Annotated in this window: 18 protein-coding genes; 12 read left to right on the top strand and 6 right to left on the bottom strand. The window is 69.8% G+C overall.

Going from position 1 to position 23,849, the window contains the following annotated elements:
• The first annotated feature begins 320 nt into the window (after window positions 1–320).
• The 6 genes from thrA (at window position 321) to NR798_RS29865 (ending at window position 10,274) form a co-directional block, all read left to right on the top strand.
• Window positions 321–2,840: a bifunctional aspartate kinase/homoserine dehydrogenase I gene (thrA, locus tag NR798_RS29890; protein WP_375765914.1), complete on the top strand. Its 2,520-nt coding sequence runs from the start codon at window positions 321–323 to the stop codon at window positions 2,838–2,840.
• Window positions 2,841–2,842: 2 nt separating this feature from the next.
• Window positions 2,843–4,006 carry a PLP-dependent transferase gene (locus NR798_RS29885; protein WP_375765913.1) on the top strand — a complete coding sequence of 388 codons (1,164 nt, stop codon included), beginning with the start codon at window positions 2,843–2,845 and terminating at the stop codon, window positions 4,004–4,006.
• A complete protein-coding gene (locus tag NR798_RS29880) occupies window positions 4,003–5,184 on the top strand; it encodes a trans-sulfuration enzyme family protein (protein ID WP_375765912.1) in 1,182 nt (393 codons plus the stop codon). Before NR798_RS29885 ends, NR798_RS29880 begins: the two co-directional genes overlap by 4 nt.
• A gap of 144 nt (window positions 5,185–5,328) precedes the next feature.
• Window positions 5,329–6,624, top strand: coding sequence for a DUF2254 domain-containing protein (locus tag NR798_RS29875; protein WP_375765911.1), 1,296 nt, complete (start codon window positions 5,329–5,331; stop codon window positions 6,622–6,624).
• Between the two features lie 39 nt (window positions 6,625–6,663).
• The gene (locus NR798_RS29870; RefSeq protein WP_375765910.1) at window positions 6,664–7,044 is read left to right on the top strand and encodes a hypothetical protein; all 381 of its coding nucleotides are present in this window, start codon (window positions 6,664–6,666) and stop codon (window positions 7,042–7,044) included.
• 272 nt (window positions 7,045–7,316) lie between these two features.
• A complete protein-coding gene (locus NR798_RS29865; protein ID WP_375765909.1) occupies window positions 7,317–10,274 on the top strand; it encodes an ATP-binding protein in 2,958 nt (985 codons plus the stop codon).
• A 31-nt stretch (window positions 10,275–10,305) separates the two neighbouring features.
• Here NR798_RS29865 and NR798_RS29860 read toward each other — a convergent pair whose 3' ends face one another.
• Complete coding sequence (locus tag NR798_RS29860; protein ID WP_375765908.1) at window positions 10,306–11,067, bottom strand: TerB family tellurite resistance protein; 762 nt, start codon at window positions 11,065–11,067, stop codon at window positions 10,306–10,308.
• A 79-nt stretch (window positions 11,068–11,146) separates the two neighbouring features.
• Here NR798_RS29860 and folD point away from each other — a divergent pair, with 79 nt between their 5' ends.
• The 3 genes from folD to NR798_RS29845 are packed head-to-tail and all read left to right on the top strand — an operon-like array spanning window position 11,147 to window position 13,992.
• Entirely contained in the window at window positions 11,147–11,992 is an 846-nt protein-coding gene (gene folD / locus NR798_RS29855; RefSeq protein ID WP_375765907.1) for a bifunctional methylenetetrahydrofolate dehydrogenase/methenyltetrahydrofolate cyclohydrolase FolD, read from the top strand.
• A 9-nt stretch (window positions 11,993–12,001) separates the two neighbouring features.
• Window positions 12,002–12,937: an ADP-ribosylglycohydrolase family protein gene (locus NR798_RS29850; protein WP_375765906.1), complete on the top strand. Its 936-nt coding sequence runs from the start codon at window positions 12,002–12,004 to the stop codon at window positions 12,935–12,937.
• A gap of 41 nt (window positions 12,938–12,978) precedes the next feature.
• Complete coding sequence (locus NR798_RS29845; protein ID WP_375765905.1) at window positions 12,979–13,992, top strand: hypothetical protein; 1,014 nt, start codon at window positions 12,979–12,981, stop codon at window positions 13,990–13,992.
• 16 nt (window positions 13,993–14,008) lie between these two features.
• Here NR798_RS29845 and NR798_RS29840 read toward each other — a convergent pair whose 3' ends face one another.
• The 5 genes from NR798_RS29840 to metF all read right to left on the bottom strand — a co-directional run bounded on the left by NR798_RS29840 (window position 14,009) and on the right by metF (window position 18,983).
• Window positions 14,009–16,183, bottom strand: coding sequence for a TonB-dependent receptor (locus tag NR798_RS29840; protein ID WP_375765904.1), 2,175 nt, complete (start codon window positions 16,181–16,183; stop codon window positions 14,009–14,011).
• Window positions 16,184–16,249: 66 nt separating this feature from the next.
• Window positions 16,250–16,681: a hypothetical protein gene (locus tag NR798_RS29835; RefSeq protein ID WP_375765903.1), complete on the bottom strand. Its 432-nt coding sequence runs from the start codon at window positions 16,679–16,681 to the stop codon at window positions 16,250–16,252.
• A 27-nt stretch (window positions 16,682–16,708) separates the two neighbouring features.
• On the bottom strand, window positions 16,709–17,596 hold the full coding sequence (locus tag NR798_RS29830) for an alpha/beta fold hydrolase (protein WP_375765902.1): 888 nt from the start codon (window positions 17,594–17,596) through the stop codon (window positions 16,709–16,711).
• A gap of 104 nt (window positions 17,597–17,700) precedes the next feature.
• On the bottom strand, window positions 17,701–18,114 hold the full coding sequence (locus NR798_RS29825) for a hypothetical protein (protein WP_375765901.1): 414 nt from the start codon (window positions 18,112–18,114) through the stop codon (window positions 17,701–17,703).
• Complete coding sequence (metF, locus tag NR798_RS29820; RefSeq protein WP_375765900.1) at window positions 18,111–18,983, bottom strand: methylenetetrahydrofolate reductase [NAD(P)H]; 873 nt, start codon at window positions 18,981–18,983, stop codon at window positions 18,111–18,113. Before metF ends, NR798_RS29825 begins: the two co-directional genes overlap by 4 nt.
• 107 nt (window positions 18,984–19,090) lie before the next feature.
• Between metF and gcvT the strand changes: the two genes are divergently transcribed.
• The 3 genes from gcvT to gcvP all read left to right on the top strand — a co-directional run bounded on the left by gcvT (window position 19,091) and on the right by gcvP (window position 23,593).
• Window positions 19,091–20,176, top strand: a complete 1,086-nt coding sequence (gene gcvT, locus NR798_RS29815; protein ID WP_375765899.1) for a glycine cleavage system aminomethyltransferase GcvT — start codon at window positions 19,091–19,093, stop codon at window positions 20,174–20,176.
• A gap of 43 nt (window positions 20,177–20,219) precedes the next feature.
• Window positions 20,220–20,609, top strand: coding sequence for a glycine cleavage system protein GcvH (gene gcvH, locus NR798_RS29810; protein ID WP_375765898.1), 390 nt, complete (start codon window positions 20,220–20,222; stop codon window positions 20,607–20,609).
• An 83-nt stretch (window positions 20,610–20,692) separates the two neighbouring features.
• Complete coding sequence (gene gcvP / locus NR798_RS29805; protein ID WP_375765897.1) at window positions 20,693–23,593, top strand: aminomethyl-transferring glycine dehydrogenase; 2,901 nt, start codon at window positions 20,693–20,695, stop codon at window positions 23,591–23,593.
• Window positions 23,594–23,849: the final 256 nt, after the last annotated feature.

Below are 23,849 nucleotides of genomic sequence, written 5' to 3'. Positions count from 1 at the left end.
AAAGGGTTGACAGCGCCGTGGGCTGCCTGTATCCAATGTTCATTCGTCTGGAGATTCTCGTGTTCCGTCCTGTCACCCGAATGCCGATGTCCATGGAGGCCATGCTCATGCGTGGCCCGGGCATGCGCGCGTTCGCGGGAGGATGGGACTCCAGCCGTTTCTAGCTGAACTCCCCCTCTGAAGCGCCGCGGGTGCCCGGGTTTCCCACCTGACACCGCCCGCGGCACGGCTGCGTTCCGAGCTCAAGCTCCGACGTCTGCCTTTCGTTCCGCCGTGGGCTCGCGGTTCCTCGCCCCAGCAGTTCCGAAAGGAAGACATTCGTGAGCAGCAATCCCTCGCACTACGCCGCGAGTAGCCCGTGGTGTGTCTATAAATTCGGTGGTTCCTCTGTTGGCACGCCCGGACGGCTGCCGCGTGTCCTCTCCCTCATCTCCGAGGCCCAACGCCCGCTCGCCGTCGTGGTGTCCGCGCTCGGCGATACCACGGACTGGCTCATCTCCGCGGCCAGCGCCGCCGCCCGGGGAGACGAGGCCGGCAGCGGCGCGGAGCTGGCACAGGTCCGGAGTCTCGCCAGGTCCATCGCGGGCACGGTCCTGGAGAGCGCCGTCCTCACCGCGCACGAGAAGACGGTGGAGCAGCTCCTGGCCCCCATCGAGCGGTTGCTCACGGGCGTGGAGCTGACGCGGGAGTGCACGCCGGCCACGCTCGACGAGGTACTGTCCGTGGGAGAGCGCATCTCCTCCGAGCTCGTCGCACGGGCCCTGACGGCCCGGGGCATCCCCGCGCTCGCGGTGGATGCGCGCACCTTCCTCGTCACCGACGAGACGGCCGGAGCGGCCCGGGTGGACATCGAGGCGAGCCGCGCCCGGCTCACGCCACTCGTTCCCGGGTGGGAGGGGAAGGTGCCCGTCATCACCGGCTTCATCGCCCGCTCGCACCAGGGGCGCACCACCACGCTGGGCCGCAATGGCTCCGACTACACCGCCACGCTGCTCTCGTGGCTGCTCGGGGCTCGGCAGGTGACGGTGTGGACGGACGTGCCCGGCGTCATGACGGCGGACCCGGCCCTGGTGGGTGACGCCTACCCCGTGCCGCGCATGACGTATGCGGAGGCGCTCGAGCTGGCCCACTTCGGCACCCGCATGTTCCACCCGCGCACGATGATTCCGCTGCTCGAGAGCGGGGCCGCGTTGCACATCCGCGGCACCACCGAGCCGGACGCCCCGGGCACGCGCATCGACGCCGAGGGCAACCCGGATCCCCACCGGCCCACCAGTGTCACGAGCCTGGAGCGTCTGGCCCTGCTCCACGTCGAGTCGTTGCGTCCCACGCTCAATGAGCCGCTCGGGCATCGCGTGTTGCAGGCGCTCGAGGCGGCCCGCATCACCGTGTGGGGCGGCACCCTGTCCGCGCTGGCGCCCTCCATCTCCCTGGTGGTGCCCCAGGCGCAGGCGGAGCGGGCGCACGCCGTGCTCGAGGAGGCACTGCGTGGGGAGCGCGAGCGGCGGGAGGTGCGCGTCCCTCCGCCCCACGCTCCCGTGACGCTGGTCACCCTGGTCGCCGAGTCCATGGGCCATCGGCCGAACGTGGCGGGCCGGTTCTTCCACGCACTCGGGAACGTGGGGGTGAACGTGCGCGCCATCCTGCAAGGAGCCAGCTCCCGCAGCGTGTCATGCGCCGTGGACGCCGAGGACACGGCCGTGGCGGTGCGCACCGTGCACAGCGCCTTCAACCTCAACGAGACGGAGATCAACGTCCTGCTGGTGGGGAAGGGGACGGTGGGTGGACGGTTGCTCGCCCAGCTCGCGGAGAACGCGAAGACGCTCAAGGCCCGGCATGGCGTGGCCCTGCGGCTGGTGGGCGTGGTGGACAGCCGCCGCGCGCTCTTCGAGCCCCGCGGCCTGCCTCCCGCAGAGGTGCACGCGAGGCTCGCGGACGTCTCGCCGGGCAACGCGTCTCCTCCGGATGTGCGGCCGCTGCTCGAGCGGCTGTCGCGCCTGTCCGTGCCGGTGCTGGTGGACTGCACCGCGGCGGACGGCCTGGAGACGCTCTACGCGGAGGCGTTCCGGCGGGGCATCCACGTGGTGGCGGCCAACAAGAAGCCGCTCGCGCGTCCCTGGAAGGAGTGCGAGTCCCTGCACGGCCTGGCCCGCGCGCACTTCCGCACCTGGCACTACGAGACCACCGTGGGCGCGAGCCTGCCGGTCATCGAGACGCTGAAGAACCTGGTGCGCACCGGGGACCGCGTGGAGCGCATCGAGGGGTGCTTCTCCGGCTCGCTCGGTGCCATCTGCCATGCGCTGATGGACGGCGTGCCCCTCTCTCAGGCGGTGCGGACGGCCCGGACGAACGGCTACACCGAGCCCCACCCGCGCGATGACCTGTCGGGCCTGGACGTGGCGCGCAAGGCCCTCATCCTCGCGCGCGAGCTGGGACTGGAGCTCGAGCTGGAGGACGTGGCCGTGGAGCCGCTCGTCCCGCCCGAGCACCTCCGGGAGGAGGACCCGGAGGCCTTCCTGCGCACCCTGGGCTCGCTGGACGCGGACGTGAGCGCCCAGGTGGCCCGCTACCGCGCGGCGGGCAGGAGCCTGCGCTACCTCGCGCAGATACTCCCCAACGCCCCCGGGGGACCCCGCGTGAAGGTGGGACCGGTGGCGGTGGACGCAGCGCACCCGGCCACCGGCTTGAAGGGCGCGGAGGCGATGGTGTCGTTCTTCACCGAGCGCTACCGCGAGTTCCCCCTCATCGTCCGCGGCGCCGGCGCGGGCGGTGATGTCACCGCCGCCGGTGTGTTGGCCGACATCCTGCGACTCGCCCAGAACGTCCGGGGGAGGAGATGAACATGAAGCTCGAAAGCCTGCTTGCACAGATTGGGTCCGTTTCCGATTCCGTGACGGGTGCGGTCAGTTTTCCCGTCCATCACGCCACCGCCTTCCGGCATCCGCGCCTGGGGCGGAGCACGGGGTTCGACTACGCGCGGACGAAGAGCCCCACGCGGGCCGTCCTGGAGGAGGCCATCGCCCGGCTCGAGTCGGGGGACGCCGGCTTCGCCTGCAGCTCGGGCATGGCGGCGCTTCAGCTCGTCTTCTCCCTGTTCGGCCAGGGCGCGCACCTGCTCGTGTCGCTGGACCTGTATGGCGGCACGTACCGGCTGCTGGAGAAGGTGCTCTCCCGCTACGGCATCTCCGCGACCTACGTGGACACCAATGACCTGGATGCGCTCGAGGCCGCGTTCCGGCCCGGCGTGACGAAAGCGGTGCTGCTGGAGACGCCCACCAACCCGCTGATGAAGATCACCGACATCGAGAAGGTCTGCCGCTGGGCGCGGGCCCGCGAGCTGATCTCCATCGTGGACAACACGCTGATGACGCCGTTCTTCCAGCGTCCCATCGAGCTGGGCGCGGACATCGTCGTGCACAGTGCCTCCAAGTACCTGGGCGGGCACAACGACGTGCTGGCGGGCCTGGTGGTGACGCGGGTCAAGGCGCTGTCCGAGCAGGTGGCGTTCCTGCACAACTCCATCGGCGCCGTGCTGGGGCCGCAGGACAGCTGGCTGCTCATGCGCGGGATGAAGACGCTGGCGCTGCGCATGGAGCGCCATCAGGAGAACGCGCTGCGCATCGCCACCTGGCTGGCGTCGCATCCGCTCGTCGAGCGGGTCTACCACCCGGGTCTGGAGAGCCACCCGGGCTTCGCCCTCCAGAAGCGGCAGGCCTCGGGGAACACGGGCATCTTCTCCTTCAAGTTGAAGGATGCCCGCCTCGTCGAGCCCGTGCTGCGCCACGTCCAGTTGATCGCCTTCGCGGAGAGCCTCGGGGGGGTGGAGTCCCTGATGACGTACCCCTCGGTGCAGACGCATGCGGACATCCCCGAGGAGATGCGCCGCCGGGTGGGCGTGGACGAGCGGCTGCTCCGGTACTCGGTGGGAATCGAGCACGTGGACGATCTCATCGCTGACCTGTGGCAGGCCTTCGAGGCGGCCCGCAAGGAGGTTCAAGCGCCATGATCCACCCCAAGGAAAGTCCCTGTCCCGGCACCGGCCGGAAGCTGGCCACGCGGGTCGTCCGCACCGTCTCGGGGACAGATGCGCGCACCGGTGCCTCCAGCGTTCCCATCTACCAGGCGTCCACCTTCCACCACGCCTCGCTCGAGCACCCCCCGGAGTATGACTACACGCGCTCGGGGAACCCGACACGCCAGGCGCTCGAGGACACCATCGCCCAGTTGGAGGGTGGGGCGCGCGGCTTCGCCTTCTCCTCGGGGATGGCGGCGATCTCCACCGCCTTCATGCTGCTGTCCAACGGGGACCACGTCATCTGCTCCGAGGATGTGTACGGCGGCACGTACCGGCTGCTGACGACGATCCTCGGCCGCATGGGCATCGAGACGACCTTCGTCGACGCGACGGACCTGGAGCGGCTCGAGGCCGCGCGCAGGCCGAACACCCGGGCGGTGTTCCTGGAGACGCCTTCCAATCCGACGCTGAAGATCACCGACATCGCCGCGGTGGCGGAGTGGGCCCGGAAGCACGGCCTGCTGACGATGCTGGACAACACCTTCATGACGCCCTGCCTCCAGCGGCCCATCGAGCTGGGCATCGACATCGTGGTGCACAGCGCGACCAAGTTCCTCGGGGGGCACAGCGACGTGCTGGCCGGGCTGGCGGTGGTGTCCAACGAGAAGCTGGGCCACAAGCTCAAGCACCTGCAGAACGGCCTGGGCAGCGTGCTGGGCGTGCAGGACTCCTGGCTGCTGATGCGCGGGATGAAGACGCTCCTGGCCCGGATGGAGTGCGCCGAGCGCAGCGCGCGGCGGCTGGCGGACTGGCTGACCCGGCAGCCCTCGGTGACGCGGGTGTACTACCCCGGACTGCCGGACCATCCCGGACGCGCCATCCACGAGCGGCAGTCCCAGGGGTACGGGGCCATCGTGTCCTTCGATGTCGGCTCCGGCGAGCGCGCGCGGCGGGTGCTCGAGCACGTCACGCTTCCCCTGGTGGCGGTCAGCCTGGGCGCGGTGGAGAGCATCCTGTCCTACCCGGCCATGATGTCGCACGCGGCCATGCCCCGGGAGATCCGCCTCCAGCGGGGCATCGGAGATGGACTGCTGCGCTACTCCGTCGGCCTGGAGGCGCTGGAGGACATTCTCGGGGACCTCGAACTGGCGCTCCACGCGGTGCGCTGAGGCTCGTGGGAGAGCACGCGGCCGCCTGGTTGCCTGCCGGACGCACAGCGGATCAACCCTGCGGATCCGCCCCCGCGGGAACAACTTCATGGAGGGAAACGGGTCCGGCGCGAGGGAGCGCCTCACCGCGCGGCCAGGAGCGGCATGAAGCTACGACTCACACGCATGGCCGAGAGCATCGGCATGAGCTACTGGCTGGTCCCCTCGCTGTGCGTGCTCGTGGCCATCGGCCTCTCCCATGCGGCCCAGGCGCTCGATTCACGCCTGTCTCATGAGGAGCACGCCTGGTACCTCTTCCGGGGCGGGCCCGAGGGAGCCCGCTCGGTGCTCACCGCGGTGGGCTCCTCGATGATGACGTTCGCCGGCCTCGTCTTCTCCGTCACCATCCTCGTGCTGCAGCAGGCCAGCAATCAGTTCTCCCCCCGTGTCCTGCGCACCTTCCTCCAGGATCGGCGGAGCCAGCTCGCCCTGGGCATCTTCGTGGGCACGTTCGTCTACGCCCTGCTGGCGCTGCGCACCGTCCGGGGCACGTCGGAGGGGATAGCGCTCCACGTCCCCTCGCTGTCCGTCTGGCTCGCGGTCGTGCTCTCCCTGCTGTGCGTGGTCACCTTCATCTTCTACATCCACCACGTCGCCCAATCCATCCGCGCCGTGGTCATCCTCACCCGCATCCGCGACGAGACGCTCCGCTCCCTGGAGCGGATGTACCCGGAGGGCATTGGCGGGGACACGCGGGACAGTGGCCTCGAGTGGCCCCCGGGGTCCCCCTCGCTCCTCGTGCCGTACCCCGGCACCTCCGGAGTGCTCGTCACCGTCGACGAGGAGCGTCTCTTCTCCTGTGCACGGAAGGCCGGCGTCACGCTCGCGCTGGTGCCCATGATGGGCGACTTCGTGCCCCAGGGGAGCGTGCTCTTCGAGGTCTGGGGCGAGGCTGGGAAGCTCGACGTGGGAGCCCTGCTGGCAGCGCTCGGCGTCGGCCCGGAGCGCACCCTCCAGCAGGACACCGCGTTTGGCTTCCGCCAGCTCGTCGACATCGCCGAGCGCGCCCTCTCCCCGGGCATCAACGATCCCACCACGGCCGTCCAGGCCATCGACCAGCTTCATGCTCTGCTGCGGCGCATGGTGCTGCGGCGCTTCCCCTCTGCCTCCCGTGAGGACGAGGACGGCACGCCGCGGCTGGTCTGCCCACGCCCGGACTGGGACTCCTATGTGCGGCTCGCCGTGGATGAGATACGCGAATACGGCGAGGGCTCCCTCCAGGTCGCCCGGCGCCTGCGGTTCCTGCTGGAGGATCTGCTGCGGGTGGCCCCGGTCTTCCGCCGTGACGAGCTGGAGCGGCAGTTGGCGCTCCTGGGGGCCAGCGTCGAGCGGGCCTTCCCGGATGCGCGAGAGGCCGCGATGGCTCATCGCGCCAACCCCCAGGGGCACGGCCCCCACTGAATCAGCCTGGCGCTGGACCGCCCTGCCAATGTGGGCCGCGTGCTGGCGGCGTATTCGGAGGCCGGCGTGCTGGAGGACACGTATGTGCTCTTCGTCTCGGATCATGGCCACACGCCCGTGCTGAGCGATGACCGGCACGCGCTGTCGGCCGAGGGGGAGGACGAGCCCACCACGGTGCTCGAGCACGCGGGCTTCCGGCTGCGCCCGATGAGGCTGGAAGTGGAGCCGCCGGAGCAGGACTTCCAGGCGGTGGTGGCCTACCAGGGCGCCATGGCTCCCTGCTCGACGTCACCCCCCTGGTGCGGGTGCTGCTCGGACGCCAGGCGTGCACCGTCGAGGAGGCAGCCGCAGTGCCTCTCTCAACCAGGTGGGGAGGGGCGGGCCGGCCCGGCGGATGAGGACCAGACTCGGGGGGAATGAGACCGCCCAGGCTCCAGACCTCCCGGCGCTCCGTGAGCGGCAGTCCCAGGGGGACGGGGCCATCATCTCCTCAACAGGCGCTCCACGCGGCACGCGGACGATGACGTTCGTGCTCAAACGGCCCGGGTCCCTGGTGGCGGCGGTACTCCTCATCTACCGTGCGGGCAAGGTGCTGCCTCGGGTGCTCCGGTCTCCGAGGCGCCACGGGGGAGGGAAGAGGGGACTAGGTGGCGGAAGCGCCCGGTTTGTTCATGGAACAGGGGGAGTTGCTCATGCTGACCCGCTACGCCTGGCAAGGCCCGCTCGCAGCAGACGGGAGCATCCAATGGGAGGCGGATGCGCGAACCCTGCGCTGCCTGTCGGTGAACGAGCAGGCCCGCGACCTTGGCTTCCCGCGCGAGCAGTGGTTGGGTGAGGAGCGATTCCTTTCCGGCACGGTGTTCGCGCCCGACCGGGAGCTCTTCCTCACCGGATGCCGGGCCGCCGCCAGGGGTGCGAGGATCCAGGAGCGCTGCCGTGCCCGCTCGGCGGATGGCCGCATCCGCTGGATGGCGCTCACGTTGGAGCGGGAGTGCCTCGGACGCACCCGGTTCCTCCGGGGGCGGATGGTGGAGCCCCCGCCGGAGGGCTCGGTCATACGGGGCGTGTCCCCCCTCATCGTGGCCCACTTCGACCACGAGCTGCGCCACCTCTATGTGAACCGCGGAGTGGAGGGAGTCACCGGGCTGCCCGTCGCCTCCTTCATCGGAAGGACGAACGAGGAGCTCGGCATGCCCCCGCGGCTCGTCCGGCATTGGCATGAGGAGCTGCAGCGGGTCTTCCAGCGCGAGGAAGGCGGGTGGTTCGAGTTCGAGTTCCCTTCCCGGGAAGAGTCCGGACCGGGGGCGCCTGCCCTCTTCCGGGCCCACCTGGAGCCCGTCTTCGACTCGCGGGGAACTGTCCTGTCGGTGCGGTGCGAGACGTACCGGCTCCGCTCCGCCTGCCGCTCGCGCCGGGTCGCGCGAGCCTCGCCACCGGCGTGCAACCTCGAGGCGGATCGGCTTCGCCAGGCCCTGCACGCGTCGCGCGCGCGTGAGGTGGAGCTGGAGCAGCGCCTCCAGCAAGCGGAGCGGCGCGCCGACGCACTCTCCCTCGAGCTGCGGCGCCAGAAGGACGAGCTCCAGACCCTGCTGGATCTCCTTCCCGTGGGCATCGGCATCGCGAGGGAGCCCCTGTGCCAGCACGTCCAGCAGAATGCCTGGTTCGCGCGCCTGCTGGAGGTCCCCGTGGAGACCAACGTGTCGCTCAGCGCGCCCGAGCATGAGCGCATCCAGGGTGTGCGCATCCTGCACGAGGGCCGGGAGTTGCGGCCCGAGGAAATGCCCCTGCAGCGGGCGGCTGCCACCGGCGAGGCGGTGTCCGGCATGGAGCTCGAGCTCGAGGTGCGGGGACGGCGGTACACCTCACTGCTCGCGTCCGCGGCCCCGCTCCTCGACGAGGCGCACCAGCCCCGCGGCGCCATCGTCAGCTTCCTCGACATCACCTCGCGCACGCGCGCCATGGAGGCCCAGCGCTTCCTGGCGGACAGCAGCGCGGTATTGGCCTCCTCCCTGGAGCCGGAGCAGACGTTCCAGATGCTCGTCCGGCTGTGCGTTCCCGGGCTCGCCAGCATGGCCGTGCTCCTCGGCGCCCGGGAGGAGGGCACCCTCGGCGTGCTGTCCATGGCGCACGCGGAGCCCGAGCTCGAGCCGCTGCTCGCCCGGGCCTTCCAGCACTTCCATACCTTCCAGACGCACCCCATCCATGACGTCATGCGCACGGGGTCGCCCCGGATCATCCCGGTGACGGACGAGCCGGGCTTCTGGGAAGGCAACGAGGATCCGGAGTGGTGGCAGGTGCGTCAGCGGCTCGCCCTGCGCTCCGTCATGCTCGTCCCCATCTCCTCGCACCAGCGCGTCACCAACGTGCTGGTGCTGGGCTCTCCGGAGCGCGTCTACACCCAGGACGACTGCACCTTCGCCCGGGAGTTCGCCGCCCATGCGGCCACCGCCCTCGACAACGCGAGGCTCTACCACGAGGCCCGCCAGGCCGTGGCCCTGCGCGACGAGTTCCTCGGCATCGCCGGGCACGAGCTGCGCACGCCCCTCACCGCGTTGAAGCTCGGGCTGCAGAACCTCTCCCGGCAGGCCGAGGCCGTGGGCCAGCGGGAGCGCCTGTCGAAGTGGCTCACCAACTGCCAGCGGCAGGGCGAGCGGCTGGGCAGGCTGGTCAATGATCTCCTGGACGTGGGACGGCTCACCTCCGGGCGCCTGGCCCTGGTGTGCCAGGAGATGGAGCTTCCGGCCCTGGTGGAGGAGGTGGTGGGACGCATGCGGCCCGAGCTGGCGCAGGCGGGCTGTCGCGTGTCGCTGGCGCTGGAGTCGCCCCTCACCGGGTACTGGGATCGCTCGCGGTTGGATCAGGTGCTGACCAACCTGCTGTCGAACGCGGCGAAGTACGGCAAGGGCCTGCCCATCGAGATCCGCGCCTGGGCCCTGCCGGGGGACAGGGTGTGCGTGAGCGTACGGGACGAGGGCATCGGCATCACCCCGGAGGACCAGGCCCGCATCTTCGGGCGCTTCGAGCGGGCCGTCTCCGAGCGCCACTATGGCGGCCTGGGGCTCGGGCTGTGGATCAGCCAGCAGCTGGTGGTCCGGTTGGGCGGCCACATCAGCGTGCGGAGCGAGCCGGGCAAGGGAGCGACCTTCACGGTGGAGCTGCCTCGCCGGGTGGTGGAGGAGGGGGTGGAGTGCCGGAGCCAGACGCCCTCGTGGCCCGGACAGCAGAAGGCCGCGGCCGCCGAGGCGCTGGCGCTCATGGAGGGCGAGTCCCTGTGCCGCACCATCCTCTCCGCGCTCTGGGAGGGCATCGTCGTGCAGGACAGCGAGGGCAACATCGTCACCGCCAACGCGAGCGCCGAGCACATCCTCGGCCTGTCCATGGACCAGCTCTCGGGCCGCACCTCGATGGATCCCCGGTGGCGCGCCATCCACGAGGATGGCTCGGACTTCCCCGGCGAGGAGCACCCGGCGATGGTGGCGCTGCGCACGGGCAGGCCGGTGCGCAACGTGACCATGGGCGTCCACCGGCCCGACGGCTCCCTGATCTGGCTGCTCGTCAATGCCCAGCCGCTGCAGCGCGATGGAGAGCCGGGGCCCTACATGGCGGTGGCCTCCTTCGTCGACATGACCGGGCAGCGGAAACGGGCCTGAGCGTCGAAGGGGGCAACGGCGCCCGCGTGGCTCACTTCCCGCGCAGCCGGAGGATCTCCTCGTAGGCCTCGCGGATCTCCTGGAAGCGGCGGGAGGCCTGCTCGACGGCGCCCTTGCCGAGGTTGGCGACGCGGTCCGGGTGGTGGGTGGCGGCGAGCTGGCGGAAGGCTCGCTTCACGTCCGCGTCGCTGGCCTCGGGCGTGAGGCCGAGCCGGGCGTAGTGCACCTGCCCATCGCCGAAGTGGCGCGCGGTGACGGAGCGGAACTCCTCCTCGGAGAGCCCCAGCCCCTGCGAGACCCGGCGCAGCGTGTCCTGCTCGGCGCGGTGGAGGTGCCCATCCACGAGCGCCAGGCCGTAGAGCGCGTCGAGCAGCAGCATGCGCTCGGAGGCGGGGAGCTCATCGCGGCAGGCCCCGGCGGCGTGCTCGAGGGACGGAGGGCGGGCGAGGTGCTCCTTGAGGTAGCGGCGGACGAGCCCGAGCGCCTCGGGGCCATACTTGAGCCGCTGCTCGAAGTACTCGCGCACCACGCGCACCTCGTCGCGCACCACGTCTCCATCGGCACGGGCCACCTCGATGAAGAGGGCGCACAGGTGGCGGGCGAAGTGATCCTGCGCGGCGAGTTCCTGGGGCGAGCGGGTATCGACGGGCTTGCCGTTCTTCTCCGGCTCCGCGGTGCCGGAGGGCAGGAGGTTCAGCTCGTCGACCTGGTGGCCGACCAGGAGCCCGGCGAGGACGAGCAGGACGACGGCCAGGGGCCCGCCGATCAACAGGCCCAGCGCCAGTCCAAGCATCGCTCCGAGAACTTTTCCAGGTGCCACGATCTCTTCACTCCCTTGCCAGGAGGGAGTTTCGCATAGAGTCCGGCGCGCTATGGCCCAGTTGATCGACGGAAAAGCGGTGGCGGCGCGGGTGAGGGCGGAGGTGAAGGCGGAAGTGGAGAAGCTCAAGGCCGAGCACGGCCTGGTGCCGGGGCTGACGGTGGTCCGGGTGGGAGAGGATCCCGCCTCGAAGATCTACGTCACCGGCAAGAAGAAGGCGGCCGAGGAGGTGGGCTTCAACTCCTGGGAGCTGCACCCGGACGACAAGATCTCCCAGGACGAGCTGCTGTCGCTGGTGGACAAGCTGAACAAGGATCCAGCGGTGCACGGCATCCTGGTGCAGCTGCCGCTGCCGAAGCACATCGACGCCGAGCGGATCATCTCAGCGGTGAGCCCGGCGAAGGACGTGGACGGCTTCCACCCGATGAACGCGGGCATGTTGTCGGTGGGCAAGCCGGCACCGCGGCCGTGCACGCCGTACGGGGTGATGCGGCTGCTGCGGGAGGTGGGGTGTGACCCGTCCGGCAAGCGGGCGGTGGTGGTGGGGCGCAGCAACATCGTGGGCAAGCCGATGGCGCTGATGCTGCTGGCGGCGGACGCCACGGTGACGGTGTGTCACCGCAAGAGCAACCTGGCGGCCGAGGTCGCCAACGCGGACATCCTGGTGGCCGCGGTGGGCGTGCCGGAGTTGATCAAGGGCGAGTGGATCAAACCCGGGGCGGTGGTGATCGACGTCGGCATGAACCGGATGCCGGACGGGAAGCTCAAGGGCGACGTGGAGTTCGACAAGGCGAAGGAGCGGGCCTCGTTCATCACGCCGGTGCCGGGTGGCGTGGGGCCGATGACGATCGCCATGCTGATGCGCAACACGCTCGAGGCGGCGAAGGCCTCGCTGTAGTCCGCTCCCATGCCGACGCGCCAGGAGCGAATCGAAGGGGGCCTCTACGGTCTGCTCATCGGGGACGCACTCGGGGTCCCCTATGAGTTCCACCCGCCGGAGCGGCTTCCCGGACTCCCGCTGATCGAATTCGAGCCGCCTCCTGGCTTCTCGCGGGCGCACGCGGGTGTCCCTCCGGGCACGTGGTCCGACGACGGCGCGCACGCGCTGTGCCTGCTGGCCTCGCTGCTCTACCGGGGGACGCTGGATGTCGAGGACCTCGGGCGGCGGCTCGTGAACTGGTACGAGCTGGGGTACATGGCGGTGGACTACGAGGTGTTCGACGTCGGCGTCCAGACGCGGGAGGCCCTGGCGAACGTGCGTGCGGGAGTCCCCGCGCTGGAGGCGGGCCCGAGCGGTGAGCAGGAGAACGGGAACGGCTCGCTGATGCGGGTATTGCCGCTGGCGCTCTGGCACCTGGGGGACGACGCGGCGCTGGCGCGGGACGCGATGCTGCAGTCCCGGGTGACACACGGGCACCTGCGCTCTCAGGTGTGCTGCGCGCTCTATTGCCTCTGGGCCCGGCGGACGCTGGAGGGCTCCGCGAATGCATGGGCGGACGCGGTGGCCACCTTCCACGCGCTCTACCCCGAGGGGACGCCTCCGCGCGACGAGCTGGAGTGGGCCGTCCGGCCGGAGTCGCCGGACCTGGGGCGAGGGAGCGGGTACGTGGTGGACTGCCTGCGCTCGGCACGGGATTGCGTCGCCGCGGGGCCCTACGAGCGCGTGGTGAAGGCGGCGATCGCGCTCGGGCACGACACGGACACGACGGCAGCGGTGGCGGGCGGCATCGCGGGGCTCCGCGACGGCCTCCAGGCCATCCCCGAGCGTTGGAGGAGCGCGCTGCGCGGCCAGGACCTGGTGCGGCCGATGGTGGAGCAGCTGCTCGCACGCCAGCAGGGCTAGCGAAGAGGCATGCTCCGGAGGGCGCGCTAGGATGGCGCGTCATGCGTTCCCTCAACGTGGGCTGCTTCGCCCTGATCACGGCCCCCTTCTGGCTCGGCTTCCTCTTCTTCGAGGCGACCCTGCTCCGCGGCCTGTCCCTCGAGCTGTACTCGACGACCTACGCCAGCGTGATGGGGACGATCACCACCCGGGGCGTGGAGACGCTGGAGTACACCTATGAGGTCGATGGGCACATGTTCCAGGGGGACAAGTTCCGGTATGTGAGCAGCTCCTCCGACTCCGAGACGTGGTCGGGGACGGCGTTCCGCGTCGGGTCCCCCGTCCGGGTGTACTACCGGCATGGCTCGCCCTGGGAGTCGGTCCTGGTGCCGGGAGTGCAGGGGCGCACCCTCATGATGTTGCTGGGTTCCACGCCGTTCAGCCTCGCCCTCCTCGGGGGGATGTTCCTGGCGGTCCGCTCCCTGCGGAAGTCCAGGGTGGAGGTCCAGGCCTTCGAGCGCGATGGCCGCACGTATGTCCGTCTGACGGACAGGACTCCCCTGCTGGTGGGACTCGCGGGCGGGGGCGCGGCGGCCCTCGCGCTCTGCATCGCCGTGGCTGTCGTGATGGGGATGGATGCGCCACTGCCCGTCGCCGTGCTGGCGTGGGCGTTCGCGGTGGCCGCGGGCGTGGTGGCCGCCAGGTGGTGGCAGATGCGGCTCGACACGGGCCTCTACGATCTGATCCTCGACGAGCAGGCCCGGACCCTCTCCCTGCCGGCGATGCACGAACGCTCAACGCGGAAGGACGTGAAGTGGAGCGCCATCCAGTCCGTGATCCTCGACAAGGAGACCCACCGGGGTAGCAAGGGAAGCACCTCCGAGAACTTCCGCTGCATGCTCCGTGTCCAAGGGGGGGCTCGTGCCGAGCTCGTGCGGGAATGGCAGGGTGACCCGGACCGGGCCGCGAACCTCGTGAACTGGCTGCAGGCCCGGCTGGGTCTCGCCGAGTCCATGTTCGTGCCCGCACCCGCGCACGCGCCCGCACCCGCGCCGAAGAAGAAGGTCCGGTACTAGCGCCGGACCTCCGCGCTCAGAAGAAGAAGCTCACGCTCGCCTGGGCATTGAAGGGCGCGCCGGGGGTGAAGTGGAGGTCCTCGCACCCCGCGAAGGACTCCGCCTCGCCCGCGGGCCGGGTGCCGGTGGGGCAGCTCTCCGGGCCCGTCTCGGAGGGCAGCCGTGAGACGTTGGCGAACTGGGCCTCGCGCCAGGCGGTATCGAGCAGGTTCTGCACGCTCAGGTTCACCTCGTAGAAGGAGCCCCGGTAGCCCAGCGTCGCGTCCACGCGGGTGAAGCCCTCGGCGGTGAGGAAGCGGTCCTCGGTGGCCGGGCGGTCGCCCAGGTGCAGCACGCCCAGCCGTCCGTAGAGGCCGCCCGGGTGCCGCGCGGAGACGCCCCCGGAGAGGATGAGCGTGGGCGCGAGCGCCACCGCGTCACCGTTGCCGGCGTTCTGCACGTAGGTGGCGCGCGAGACGGTGAGGTCCGCGTCCGCGAAGAGCCACGGGAGCACCTTGAGCCGCGCCTCGGCCTCCACGCCCTCGCGCCGGGTGGCGCCGCGGGCCTCGGTACTGCCCTCGTCCCCCACCCAGACGAGCTCGCTGTCCAGGTCGAGCCGGAACACCGAGCCCGCCACGTCCAGCCGGTCGAACAGCCGCGTGCGCGCGCCGAGCTCGTACCCCCGTGCGCGCGTCAGCGGCGTCACCGGCTCCGGCAGGCGCACCACGCCCCGCGCGTCGTTGGAGTGAAAGCCGTGGCCGTAGTTGACATAGAGGTCGGTGCCGGGGAGCGGGGTGAGGACGAGGCTCGCCTTGGGAGAGACGAGGGAGGCCTGCTCCACCCCCGAGCTCTTCGTGCCGGCGGAGAGCAGGTCCTCGCGGTGGTCCTCCACGTCGAAGCCGAAGGCGTCCGTGCGCAGGCCGAGCACCGCGCGCAACCAGGGAGTGAAGGTGATGTCCTCCTGGGCGTACAGCCCGAGGCTGCCCTCGCGGATGCTGGCGTCCACCACGCTCTCCAGCCGCTCGCGTGCCCGGTCGTAGCTCAGCCCGTTGTCGATGCTGTCGCTGCGCAGTTGCGTGCCGAGCGTGGTGTCGAAGGTGACGCCGCCCCACTGGCGCTGGAAGCGGTACCAGGCGTTGAAGCCGAGCATCGTGCGCCGGTCGTCCTGCGCGATCATGTCCCCGTTCACCGGGTCCCGGCTGAAGAAGGTGAAGTCGGAGTAGAGGTTGAGCCGGTACTGCACGGCATACGCCATGACGTTCACCTCGCCATCCTGGGTGCGGGTGCGCCAGGTGGCCTGTGCACTGTGGCGCTGCGAGTTGCCGCCCTCGGCGCCGTTCACCGAGCCGAAGCGGTCCAGCCTGCCGGCGTTCACCTCGCGCAGGGGAAGCTGGCCGCTCGCGTTCCAGCCGCTCCCGTAGGAGGTGAGCGCCAGCGCCAGCGTGGAGGTGTCGGAGAGCTGGCGCGTCACCTTCGTGAAGAGGCTATAGCGCTCCAGCCGCTCGGGGCTGAGGAAGGGCCCCTGGGTGCCATACACCTGCCCGGCCACCACGGGGCTCCAGCCCTCCACGTCCGGGGCGGCGACGAACAGCCCGCGCCAGGTGCTGAACGAGCCGCCGCCGAGGGTGAGCTGGCTCGACTCGAAGTTGCGGCGTGTCACCAGGTTCACCGCGCCCGCGGTGGCGAAGTCCCCGTCCTGCGCGAAGGAGGGGCCCTTGCGCACCTCCACGCGCTCGATGAGCTCGGGGATGACCCAGTTGAGGTCCGCGTAGCCCTGGCCGTGCCCGTGGCTCACCATGTTGACGGGAATGCCGTCCACGGAGAGCGCCACGTCCGTGCCGTGGTCCGCGTCGAAGCCGCGCAGGAAGTACTGGTTGGCCTTGCCGCCGCCCGCGTGCTGCACGACGTAGAAGCCGGGCACCCCCTGGAGGATGTCCGCCGGGCGCGGGTGGGGGCGCAGCAGGAAGTCCCGGTCCCGCACCGTGGTGGACGAGGCCGCCGTGAAGGGCCGCCGCGCCGTCACCGTCGTCTGCATGCGCGAGGGCGCCTCCGGTGGCTGGAGGGTGGGGGCCACGGGCTCCAGCGGCGGGGGGGGCTCGGCCGGAGCGGGGAGCACGGGAGCGTCGGAGGGAGCGGGAGCCTGGGCGAGCGCGGGGGCTACGGACACAAATGCGGCGATCGCGGCCAGCGGGGCCGCGCGAGAAGACAGCATGGGGGAAAGACCTCGATGCGAGAGGGGGGGCGAAGGAGACGGACCGGCGTGGAACGTCGGTGTCGCCTACGGGCCCTGAGGCATCGCGGTCGGACGGAGCGGCTCACCCTTCCGGGCGCGTGCCTGCCCCAGGTGCCGGGCGCCGACCTCGACCCAGAACACCTGGAAGGGGGGCAGGGCGAGCGAGGGCAGCGCCACCGCCTGGAGGTGCTCGACACTGCCGGTCCCATGCGTGTGACCGGCCGGCTTGTCGGGGTGCTCTTCGTGCTTGCCCGCCGGCCCGTGCGAGTGCGGCTGGCGCTCGTCGTGCGGGGCAGGGGGCTCGGGTGCTTCAGCCCGTGCGTGGGAGACCCAGACGCGGGTAGCGGGTGCCGGGGAGGAGGGGAGTGCTCCACCGTGCCCGTACAGGGCGTGGAGGACCGGCGCGAACGCGAGCCCGTACACGGCCACCCATAGGCCGAGCCAGGCGAGATCGCGGCGGTCCTCCCTCGTCAACACAGCCGGGTGCTCCTCGTCGAGGCGGGACTACGAGCGCACGAAGTCGCGCACCAGTTGGCTGACCTCGCGCGGCTTCTCCAGGGCGATCCAGTGGGTGCCATCGGGGATGCGGTGGATGGTCAGGTTGGGCACCAGGTCCTTCAGCCCGCGCTGCCCGTCCGGGAGCAGGTAGGTGTCCTGCTCGCCGTGGATGAGGAGCACGGGCGTCTGCACCACGTACTGCTCCGGCTTGAGCCCCTCCAGGAGGTTGCTGCCGCCCGGGTGGCCCTCGCCGTCGGGCGGCCCCATCTTCGCCGCCCGGTAGTAGTTGAGCATGCAGGTGATGGTGCCCGGCTGCTTCCAGGCGCTGATCCACTCGGAGGTGTCCTCCTCCGACAGGATGGCGCCGTGGGCCCGCGCGTCATTGAAGACGGCCTGCTTGGGCCAGGCGAAGTCGTCGCCCATGATCTGCGGCTCGGCCTGCGGCGAGCGGAAGACGAGCATGTACTGGGCCGCCAGCTGCTGGCGGGGGTTCTCACGCAGCTCGCGGTCGAACAGGGCGGGGTGCGTGATGTTGAGCGTGACGAACCGGTGCACCAGCTCCGGGTGACGCAGCAGGAAGCTCCAGCCCAGCAGCGCGCCCCAGTCCTGACACACGATGGAGGCCTTCTTCAGGCCCAGGTGCTGGATGAGGCCGCGGATGTCCTCGACGAGGTGCTTGATGTGGTACGCCTCGACCTCCGCCGGCTTGGAGCTGAGGTTGTAGCCACGCAGGTCCAACGCGATGACGAAGTGATCCTTGCCCAGCTCGATGAGCTGCTTCTTCCAGGCGCCCCAGTACTCGGGGAACCCGTGGATGAAGAGGATCGGCTCGCCCGCACCGTGCGTCACGTAGTGCAGGTTGACTCCATTGATGTCCGCGTAGTGGTGCTGCAAGGGCGGCTCCCGGTGGCTGTGCGGCTGCGGGCGCAGGATAGGGCCGACAGCCCGGGAGTGAAAGCCCGCTGGTGGTGCCGCTTCGCGCCACCTGGAACTCACGATCAGGTGAAGTGCTGGCGCACCTCGGGCATGCTGAGCACCCAGAGCGCCCAGAGGGCGAAGGGGAAGCCCAGGACGCACACCGGCGTGACGGGGGTAATGGCGGTGATCGCGCCCACCACCACCAGGCCCCACCTGCGCAGGCCGAAGGCGTTCCACGCCCCCACGATGCTCAGCAACCCAGCCACGATGGACACGATCATCTTGAGCGGGGCCTCCCACTCGGTCTGCCCCCGCAGCGACGTGGCGAAGTCCTCCGGCGCGGGCAGCCAGCCCCGCAGCACGGCCGCCATCACCAGGGCATAGAGGATGGTGATGATGCCCACGTTCATCAGCATGAACGCCGGTGGGCGCAGCCGCCGCAGCGCCGGCCACCGAGGATCACTCTGCGGGACGTTCAGTCCAGGTCCACTCATGTCCGGGCCCTCAGGGCGCTCACGATCATCCGCGTCGCCGGAGACTTGTTGAGCGTGTAGAAGTGGATGCCCGGCACACCGCGCGACAGCAGCTCCATGCACTGCACCGTGGCGTGCGCCACGCCCAGCTGCACCAGCGCGTCGGGTTGATCCTTCACGCGCTCGAGCTGGAGCCCCAGGCGCATGGGCACCGTGGCCCCGCACATCCGGGTGAATCGTTGCACCTGCTCATAGTTGGTGATGGGCATGATTCCCGGGACGATGGGCACGTTGATGCCGATGCGGCGCGCCCGCTCCACGAAGTCGAAGTAGAAGGCGTTGTCGAAGAAGAGCTGGGTGATGACGAAGTCCAGGCCCGCGTCCACCTTCTCCTTCAAATGACGCAGGTCGTCGTCGCGGGAGGCCGTCTCCACGTGGCCCTCGGGATAGCACGCCCCGCCCAGGCTGAAGTTGAAATCCTCCTCCCGGATGAAGCGCACCAACTCGGAGGCATGACGGAAACCCCCGGCCACGGGCTCGAAGCTCTTCTGCCCCTGGGGCGGATCCCCCCGGAGCACCAGCACGTTGTCCACCTTCGCCTCCGCCAGCCGCCGCAGCACCTCGCGCAGCTCGTCCGGCGTGTGGCCCACGCAGGTGATGTGGGCCATGGCCTCGATGCCCGTCTCGCGCTTGATGCGGGTGACGAGCTCCACCGTCCTGTCCCGGGTGCTGCCGCCCGCGCCGTAGGTGACGGACACGAAGCCCGGCTCCAGCGGCGCCAGGTCCTCCAGCGTCTTGAGCAGGTTGGCCGTGCCCTCGTCCGTCTTGGGTGGGAAGAACTCGAAGGAGAAGCACGGGTTGGATGGATTCAGACGATTACGAATCTTCATGACGCGACCAGTCTAGAACGTCCCACGGGCTCCCCGAGAGCCTTGATTGAGGGAGGTGCGCGGTTATAGTCCGCGCCGTTTTTTCACCCCCCTCAGGAGAGAAGAGCATGTCCCGGCGTACGCCCCTCAACGAGGCCCATCGCAGGCTGGGTGGCAGGATGGTGGATTTCGCCGGGTGGGACATGCCGGTGCAATACACCTCCGTCATCGGCGAGCACGAGGCCGTCCGGACCGCCGTGGGCCTCTTCGACGTCTCGCACATGGGGGAGATCGAGTTCTCCGGCCCCGGGGCCCTCGAGACGGCCAACAAGCTCATCACCAATGATCTCTCCAAGTGCGCGGACGGCCAGGCCGTCTACGCCGGGCTGCTCAATGAGCAGGGCGGCTTCGTGGATGACGTGGTGGCCTACCGCTTCTCGCCCCAGCGCATCCTCATCGTCGTCAACGCGTCCAACAAGGACAAGGATTTCGCCTGGATGCAGGCGCGCGCCGAGGGCGTGAAGCCGGTGGATCGCAGCGACGACTACGCGCAGATCGCCGTGCAGGGCCCCAAGGCCGTGGCACTGGTGCAGCGGCTGACCCCGGTGGATACCTCCAAGGTGGGGACCTACCGCTTCGCCGAGGGCCCGGTGGCCGGCGTGCAGTGCATCATCTCGCGCACCGGCTACACCGGCGAGGACGGCTTCGAGCTGTACTGCGCGCCCGGTGACGCGGAGAAGCTGTGGGAGGCGCTGCTCAAGGAGGGCCAGCAGGACGGCGTGAAGCCCTGCGGCCTGGGCGCCCGCGACAGCCTGCGCACGGAGATGAAGTACTCCCTCTACGGCAACGACATCGACGACAACCACACGCCCCTGGAGGCGGGGCTGGGGTGGATCTGCAAGCTGGACAAGGCGGGCGGTTTCATCGGCCGCGAGGTGCTGGCGAAGCAGAAGGCCGAGGGCGTGAAGCGCAAGCTGGTGGGCTTCGAGCTGACCGGCGCCGGCATCCCCCGCCACGGCTACCCCATCCTCAAGGACGGGCAGCGGGTGGGCGAGGTGACCAGCGGCACCATGGGCCCCTCGGTGAAGAAGCCCATCGGCATCGGCTACGTGCCCGCCGAGCTGGCGGCCGAGGGCTCGACCTTCGAGGTGGAGATCCGCGGCCGTCCGGTGGCCGCCGTCGTGGTGAAGACCCCCTTCTGGAAGAAGTCCTGACGCAGTCCCAAGCCCTGAGCAGCCCTACCTGAGGAGCACGGACATGGCCGGCAACATTCCGCAGAACCTGAAGTACACGAAGGAGCACGAGTGGGCCCGCATCGAGGGCAACCGCGTGGTGGTGGGCGTCACCTCCCACGCCCAGGAGGCGCTCGGTGACGTGGTGTTCGTGGAGCTGCCCAAGGTGGGCGCCACCGTCACCTCCGGCAAGCAGTTCGGCGTCATCGAGTCCACCAAGGCCGTGTCGGAGCTCTACTCCCCGCTCTCCGGCAAGGTGGTGAAGGTGAACGACGCCCTCTCCGACAACCCCCAGACGATCAACTCGGACCCCTACGGGGCGGGGTGGATCATCGAGCTCGAGCTCTCGGACAGCAAGGAGCTGGCCGGCCTCATGGATGCCGCCGCGTACGGCGACCTGCTCAAGAATTCCTGACGGACCCCGGGTCTGAATGAACGCAGGAGGCCTGGGTGTTACCTGGGTCTTTTCGTCACACCCGCACTGCGAGTGCTCGAACTATGTCCTTGAACTGGAAATACCAGGAATCGTTCTCTGACCGGCACATCGGCCCGGATGAGAAGGAACTGCACGGGATGCTGAAGGCCGTGGGCGTGGGCTCGCTCGACGAGCTCATCGACCAGACGGTCCCCGCTGCCATCCGCTCGAAGGAGCCGCTGAAGCTGGCGGCGGCCGCCCACTCGGAGCACGACGCGCTCGCGGTGCTGGAGACGATCGCGGCCAAGAATCAGCTGCTGCGCTCCTTCATCGGGATGGGCTACTACGACACCCAGACCCCGAACGTCATCCTCCGCAACATCCTGCAGAACCCGGGCTGGTACACCCAGTACACGCCCTACCAGGCGGAGATCGCCCAGGGCCGGCTGGAGGCGCTGCTCAACTTCCAGACCATGGTGATGGACCTCACCGGCCTGGAGGTGGCCAACGCCTCGCTGCTCGACGAGGGCACCGCGGCCGCCGAGGCCATGGCCCTGGCGCTGCACACCAAGGGGGACGAGAACGGGGGCGCCTTCTTCGTCTCCGAGGTCTGCCACCCGCAGACGATCGACGTGGTGCGCACCCGCGCCCAGCCGCTGGGCGTGGAGGTGGTGGTGGGTGACCACCGCACGGTGGACCTGGGCGCCAAGAAGTACTTCGGCGCGCTGGTGCAGTACCCGGCCACCGACGGCGTGGTGCACGACTACCGCGCCTTCGGCGAGAAGGTGCACGCGGCCAACGGCCTCTTCATCGTCGCCACGGATCTGCTGGCGCTCACGATGCTGACGCCGCCGGGCGAGTTCGGCGCGGACGTGGCGGTGGGCAGCGCGCAGCGCTTCGGCGTGCCCATGGGCTACGGCGGCCCGCACGCGGCCTTCTTCGCCACGAAGAACGCCTACACGCGCGTCATGCCGGGCCGCATCATCGGCGTGTCCGAGGACGCCCAGGGCCGGCGCGCCCTGCGCATGGCGCTGCAGACGCGCGAGCAGCACATCCGCCGCGAGAAGGCCACCAGCAACATCTGCACCGCGCAGGTGCTGCTGGCCATCATGGCCGGCATGTACGCGGTGTACCACGGGCCCCGCGGCCTGAAGGCCATCGCCGAGCGCGTGCACGGCCTGACGGTGCTGCTGGCGCGCGGCCTGCGCAAGCTGGGCTACGGCGCCAACTACGAGCACGTCTTCGACACCCTCCGGGTGGAGACGGCGCCGCCGCACATCCGCGGCATCCTCTCGGCCGCCGAGGCCAAGGGGATGAACTTCCGCCGCATCGACGAGCGGGCCATCGGCCTGAGCCTGGACGAGGCCACCCGCCCCTCCGACGTGGAGGCCATCCTCTCCGTGTTCGCCGGCGGCAAGCCGCTGGGCTTCACGCTCGAGGAGCTGGGCAAGGACCTGCAGAGCACCATCCCCGAGGGCTTGCGCCGCACCAGCGCGTACCTCACGCACCAGGTCTTCAACAGCTACCACTCCGAGACGGAGATGCTGCGCTACATCCGCCGCCTCGAGTCGAGGGACTTGTCGCTCACGCACTCGATGATTCCGCTCGGCTCGTGCACGATGAAGCTCAACGCCACCGCGGAGATGATTCCGGTGACGTGGCCGCAGTTCGGCAAGCTGCACCCCTTCGCGCCGAGCTCGCAGGCCGCGGGCTACAAGGTGCTGTTCGATCAGCTGGAGCAGATGCTGGCGAGCATCACCGGGTTCGCGGGCGTGTCGCTGCAGCCCAACGCGGGCAGCCAGGGGGAGTACGCGGGCCTGCTCGTCATCCGCGCCTACCACCAGCACCGGGGCCAGGGGCACCGCAACATCTGCCTGATTCCCTCGTCCGCGCACGGCACCAACCCGGCCACCGCGGTGATGGCGGGCTACCAGGTCGTCGTCGTCAAGTGCGACGAGAGCGGCAACATCGACCTGACGGATCTGCGCGCCAAGGCGGATGAGCACAAGGAGAAGCTGGCCGCCCTGATGGTGACCTACCCGTCCACGCACGGCGTGTTCGAGGAGGAGATCAAGGACATCTGCTCCATCGTGCACGAGCGCGGCGGGCAGGTGTACATGGACGGCGCCAACCTGAATGCGCAGGTGGGGCTGACGTCGCCGGCGAACATCGGCGCGGACGTGTGCCACATCAACCTGCACAAGACGTTCTGCATCCCGCACGGCGGTGGCGGCCCGGGCATGGGTCCCATCTGCGTGGCGAGCCACCTGGTGAAGTTCCTGCCGCGGCACGCGGTCATCGCCACCGGCGGCAGCGACGGCATCGGCTCGGTGTCGGCGGCGCCGTGGGGCAGCGCGAGCATCCTGGTCATCTCGTGGATGTACATCGCGATGATGGGCGCCGATGGCCTGACGAAGGCCACCAAGCTGGCCATCCTCAACGCCAACTACATCGCCGAGCGGCTGCAGGAGCACTACCCGGTGCTCTACCGCGGCAAGCGGGGCCGGGTGGCGCACGAGTGCATCGTGGACCTGCGGCACCTGAAGAAGACGGCGGGCGTCGAGGTGGAAGACGTGGCCAAGCGGTTGATGGACTACGGCTTCCACGCGCCGACGGTGTCCTTCCCGGTGGCCGGCACGCTGATGATCGAGCCGACGGAGAGCGAGTCCAAGGCGGAGATCGATCGCCTGTGCGACGCGCTGATCGCCATCCGTGGGGAGATCCGCGAGATCGAGGAGGGCAAGGCGCCCAAGGACAACAACGTCCTGAAGAACGCGCCGCACACGGCGCGGGTGATGACGGAGCCGGAGTGGAACCGGCCCTACTCGCGTGAGCAGGCGGCCTTCCCGGCGCCCTGGGTGGTGGATCACAAGTTCTGGCCGTCGGTGGGACGGCTGAACAACGTGCTGGGCGATCGCAAGCTGGTGTGCTCGTGCCCGCCGATCGAGGACTACATGTCCCCGGAGCCGTCCAAGGCGGCGTAGTCCGTCAACATCCCCTCTCCCCCTGGGAGAGGGACGGGGTGAGGGTGGTGGGGGACTCGAGTTCGACTCCCACCGTTCCACCCAGACAAGGGCCTCAGGTTCTCCGGAACCTGGGGCCTTTTGTCTTCCAGTGAGTCTCGTCTTCTTGGGTGTTGAGAATCATTGCGTCGGTGGATGTCTGTCCTTCTGTGACGCTGTCACACGAGGGCACAGTTTCTCCAGTTGGATTGGACAATTGTGACAGACATGAATGCCC

Source organism: Archangium gephyra (assembly GCF_042230915.1).
Classification (GTDB): domain Bacteria; phylum Myxococcota; class Myxococcia; order Myxococcales; family Myxococcaceae; genus Archangium; species Archangium gephyra_B.
Note: the sequence above shows the minus strand (reverse complement) of the source record. Positions and strands in the feature narration are given on the sequence as shown.

What these genes read in the sequence shown, in the direction of transcription:
- NR798_RS29885 (WP_375765913.1), top strand. Translation starts at nt 2,843, where the DNA reads ATGAAGCTCGAAAGCCTGCTTGCACAGATTGGGTCCGTTTCCGATTCC.
- NR798_RS29880 (WP_375765912.1), top strand. Translation starts at nt 4,003, where the DNA reads ATGATCCACCCCAAGGAAAGTCCCTGTCCCGGCACCGGCCGGAAGCTG.
- NR798_RS29875 (WP_375765911.1), top strand. Translation starts at nt 5,329, where the DNA reads ATGAAGCTACGACTCACACGCATGGCCGAGAGCATCGGCATGAGCTAC.
- NR798_RS29865 (WP_375765909.1), top strand. Translation starts at nt 7,317, where the DNA reads ATGCTGACCCGCTACGCCTGGCAAGGCCCGCTCGCAGCAGACGGGAGC.
- NR798_RS29860 (WP_375765908.1), bottom strand. Translation starts at nt 11,067, where the DNA reads ATGCTTGGACTGGCGCTGGGCCTGTTGATCGGCGGGCCCCTGGCCGTC.
- folD (WP_375765907.1), top strand. Translation starts at nt 11,147, where the DNA reads ATGGCCCAGTTGATCGACGGAAAAGCGGTGGCGGCGCGGGTGAGGGCG.
- NR798_RS29850 (WP_375765906.1), top strand. Translation starts at nt 12,002, where the DNA reads ATGCCGACGCGCCAGGAGCGAATCGAAGGGGGCCTCTACGGTCTGCTC.
- NR798_RS29845 (WP_375765905.1), top strand. Translation starts at nt 12,979, where the DNA reads ATGCGTTCCCTCAACGTGGGCTGCTTCGCCCTGATCACGGCCCCCTTC.
- NR798_RS29840 (WP_375765904.1), bottom strand. Translation starts at nt 16,183, where the DNA reads ATGCTGTCTTCTCGCGCGGCCCCGCTGGCCGCGATCGCCGCATTTGTG.
- NR798_RS29825 (WP_375765901.1), bottom strand. Translation starts at nt 18,114, where the DNA reads ATGAGTGGACCTGGACTGAACGTCCCGCAGAGTGATCCTCGGTGGCCG.
- metF (WP_375765900.1), bottom strand. Translation starts at nt 18,983, where the DNA reads ATGAAGATTCGTAATCGTCTGAATCCATCCAACCCGTGCTTCTCCTTC.
- gcvT (WP_375765899.1), top strand. Translation starts at nt 19,091, where the DNA reads ATGTCCCGGCGTACGCCCCTCAACGAGGCCCATCGCAGGCTGGGTGGC.
- gcvH (WP_375765898.1), top strand. Translation starts at nt 20,220, where the DNA reads ATGGCCGGCAACATTCCGCAGAACCTGAAGTACACGAAGGAGCACGAG.
- gcvP (WP_375765897.1), top strand. Translation starts at nt 20,693, where the DNA reads ATGTCCTTGAACTGGAAATACCAGGAATCGTTCTCTGACCGGCACATC.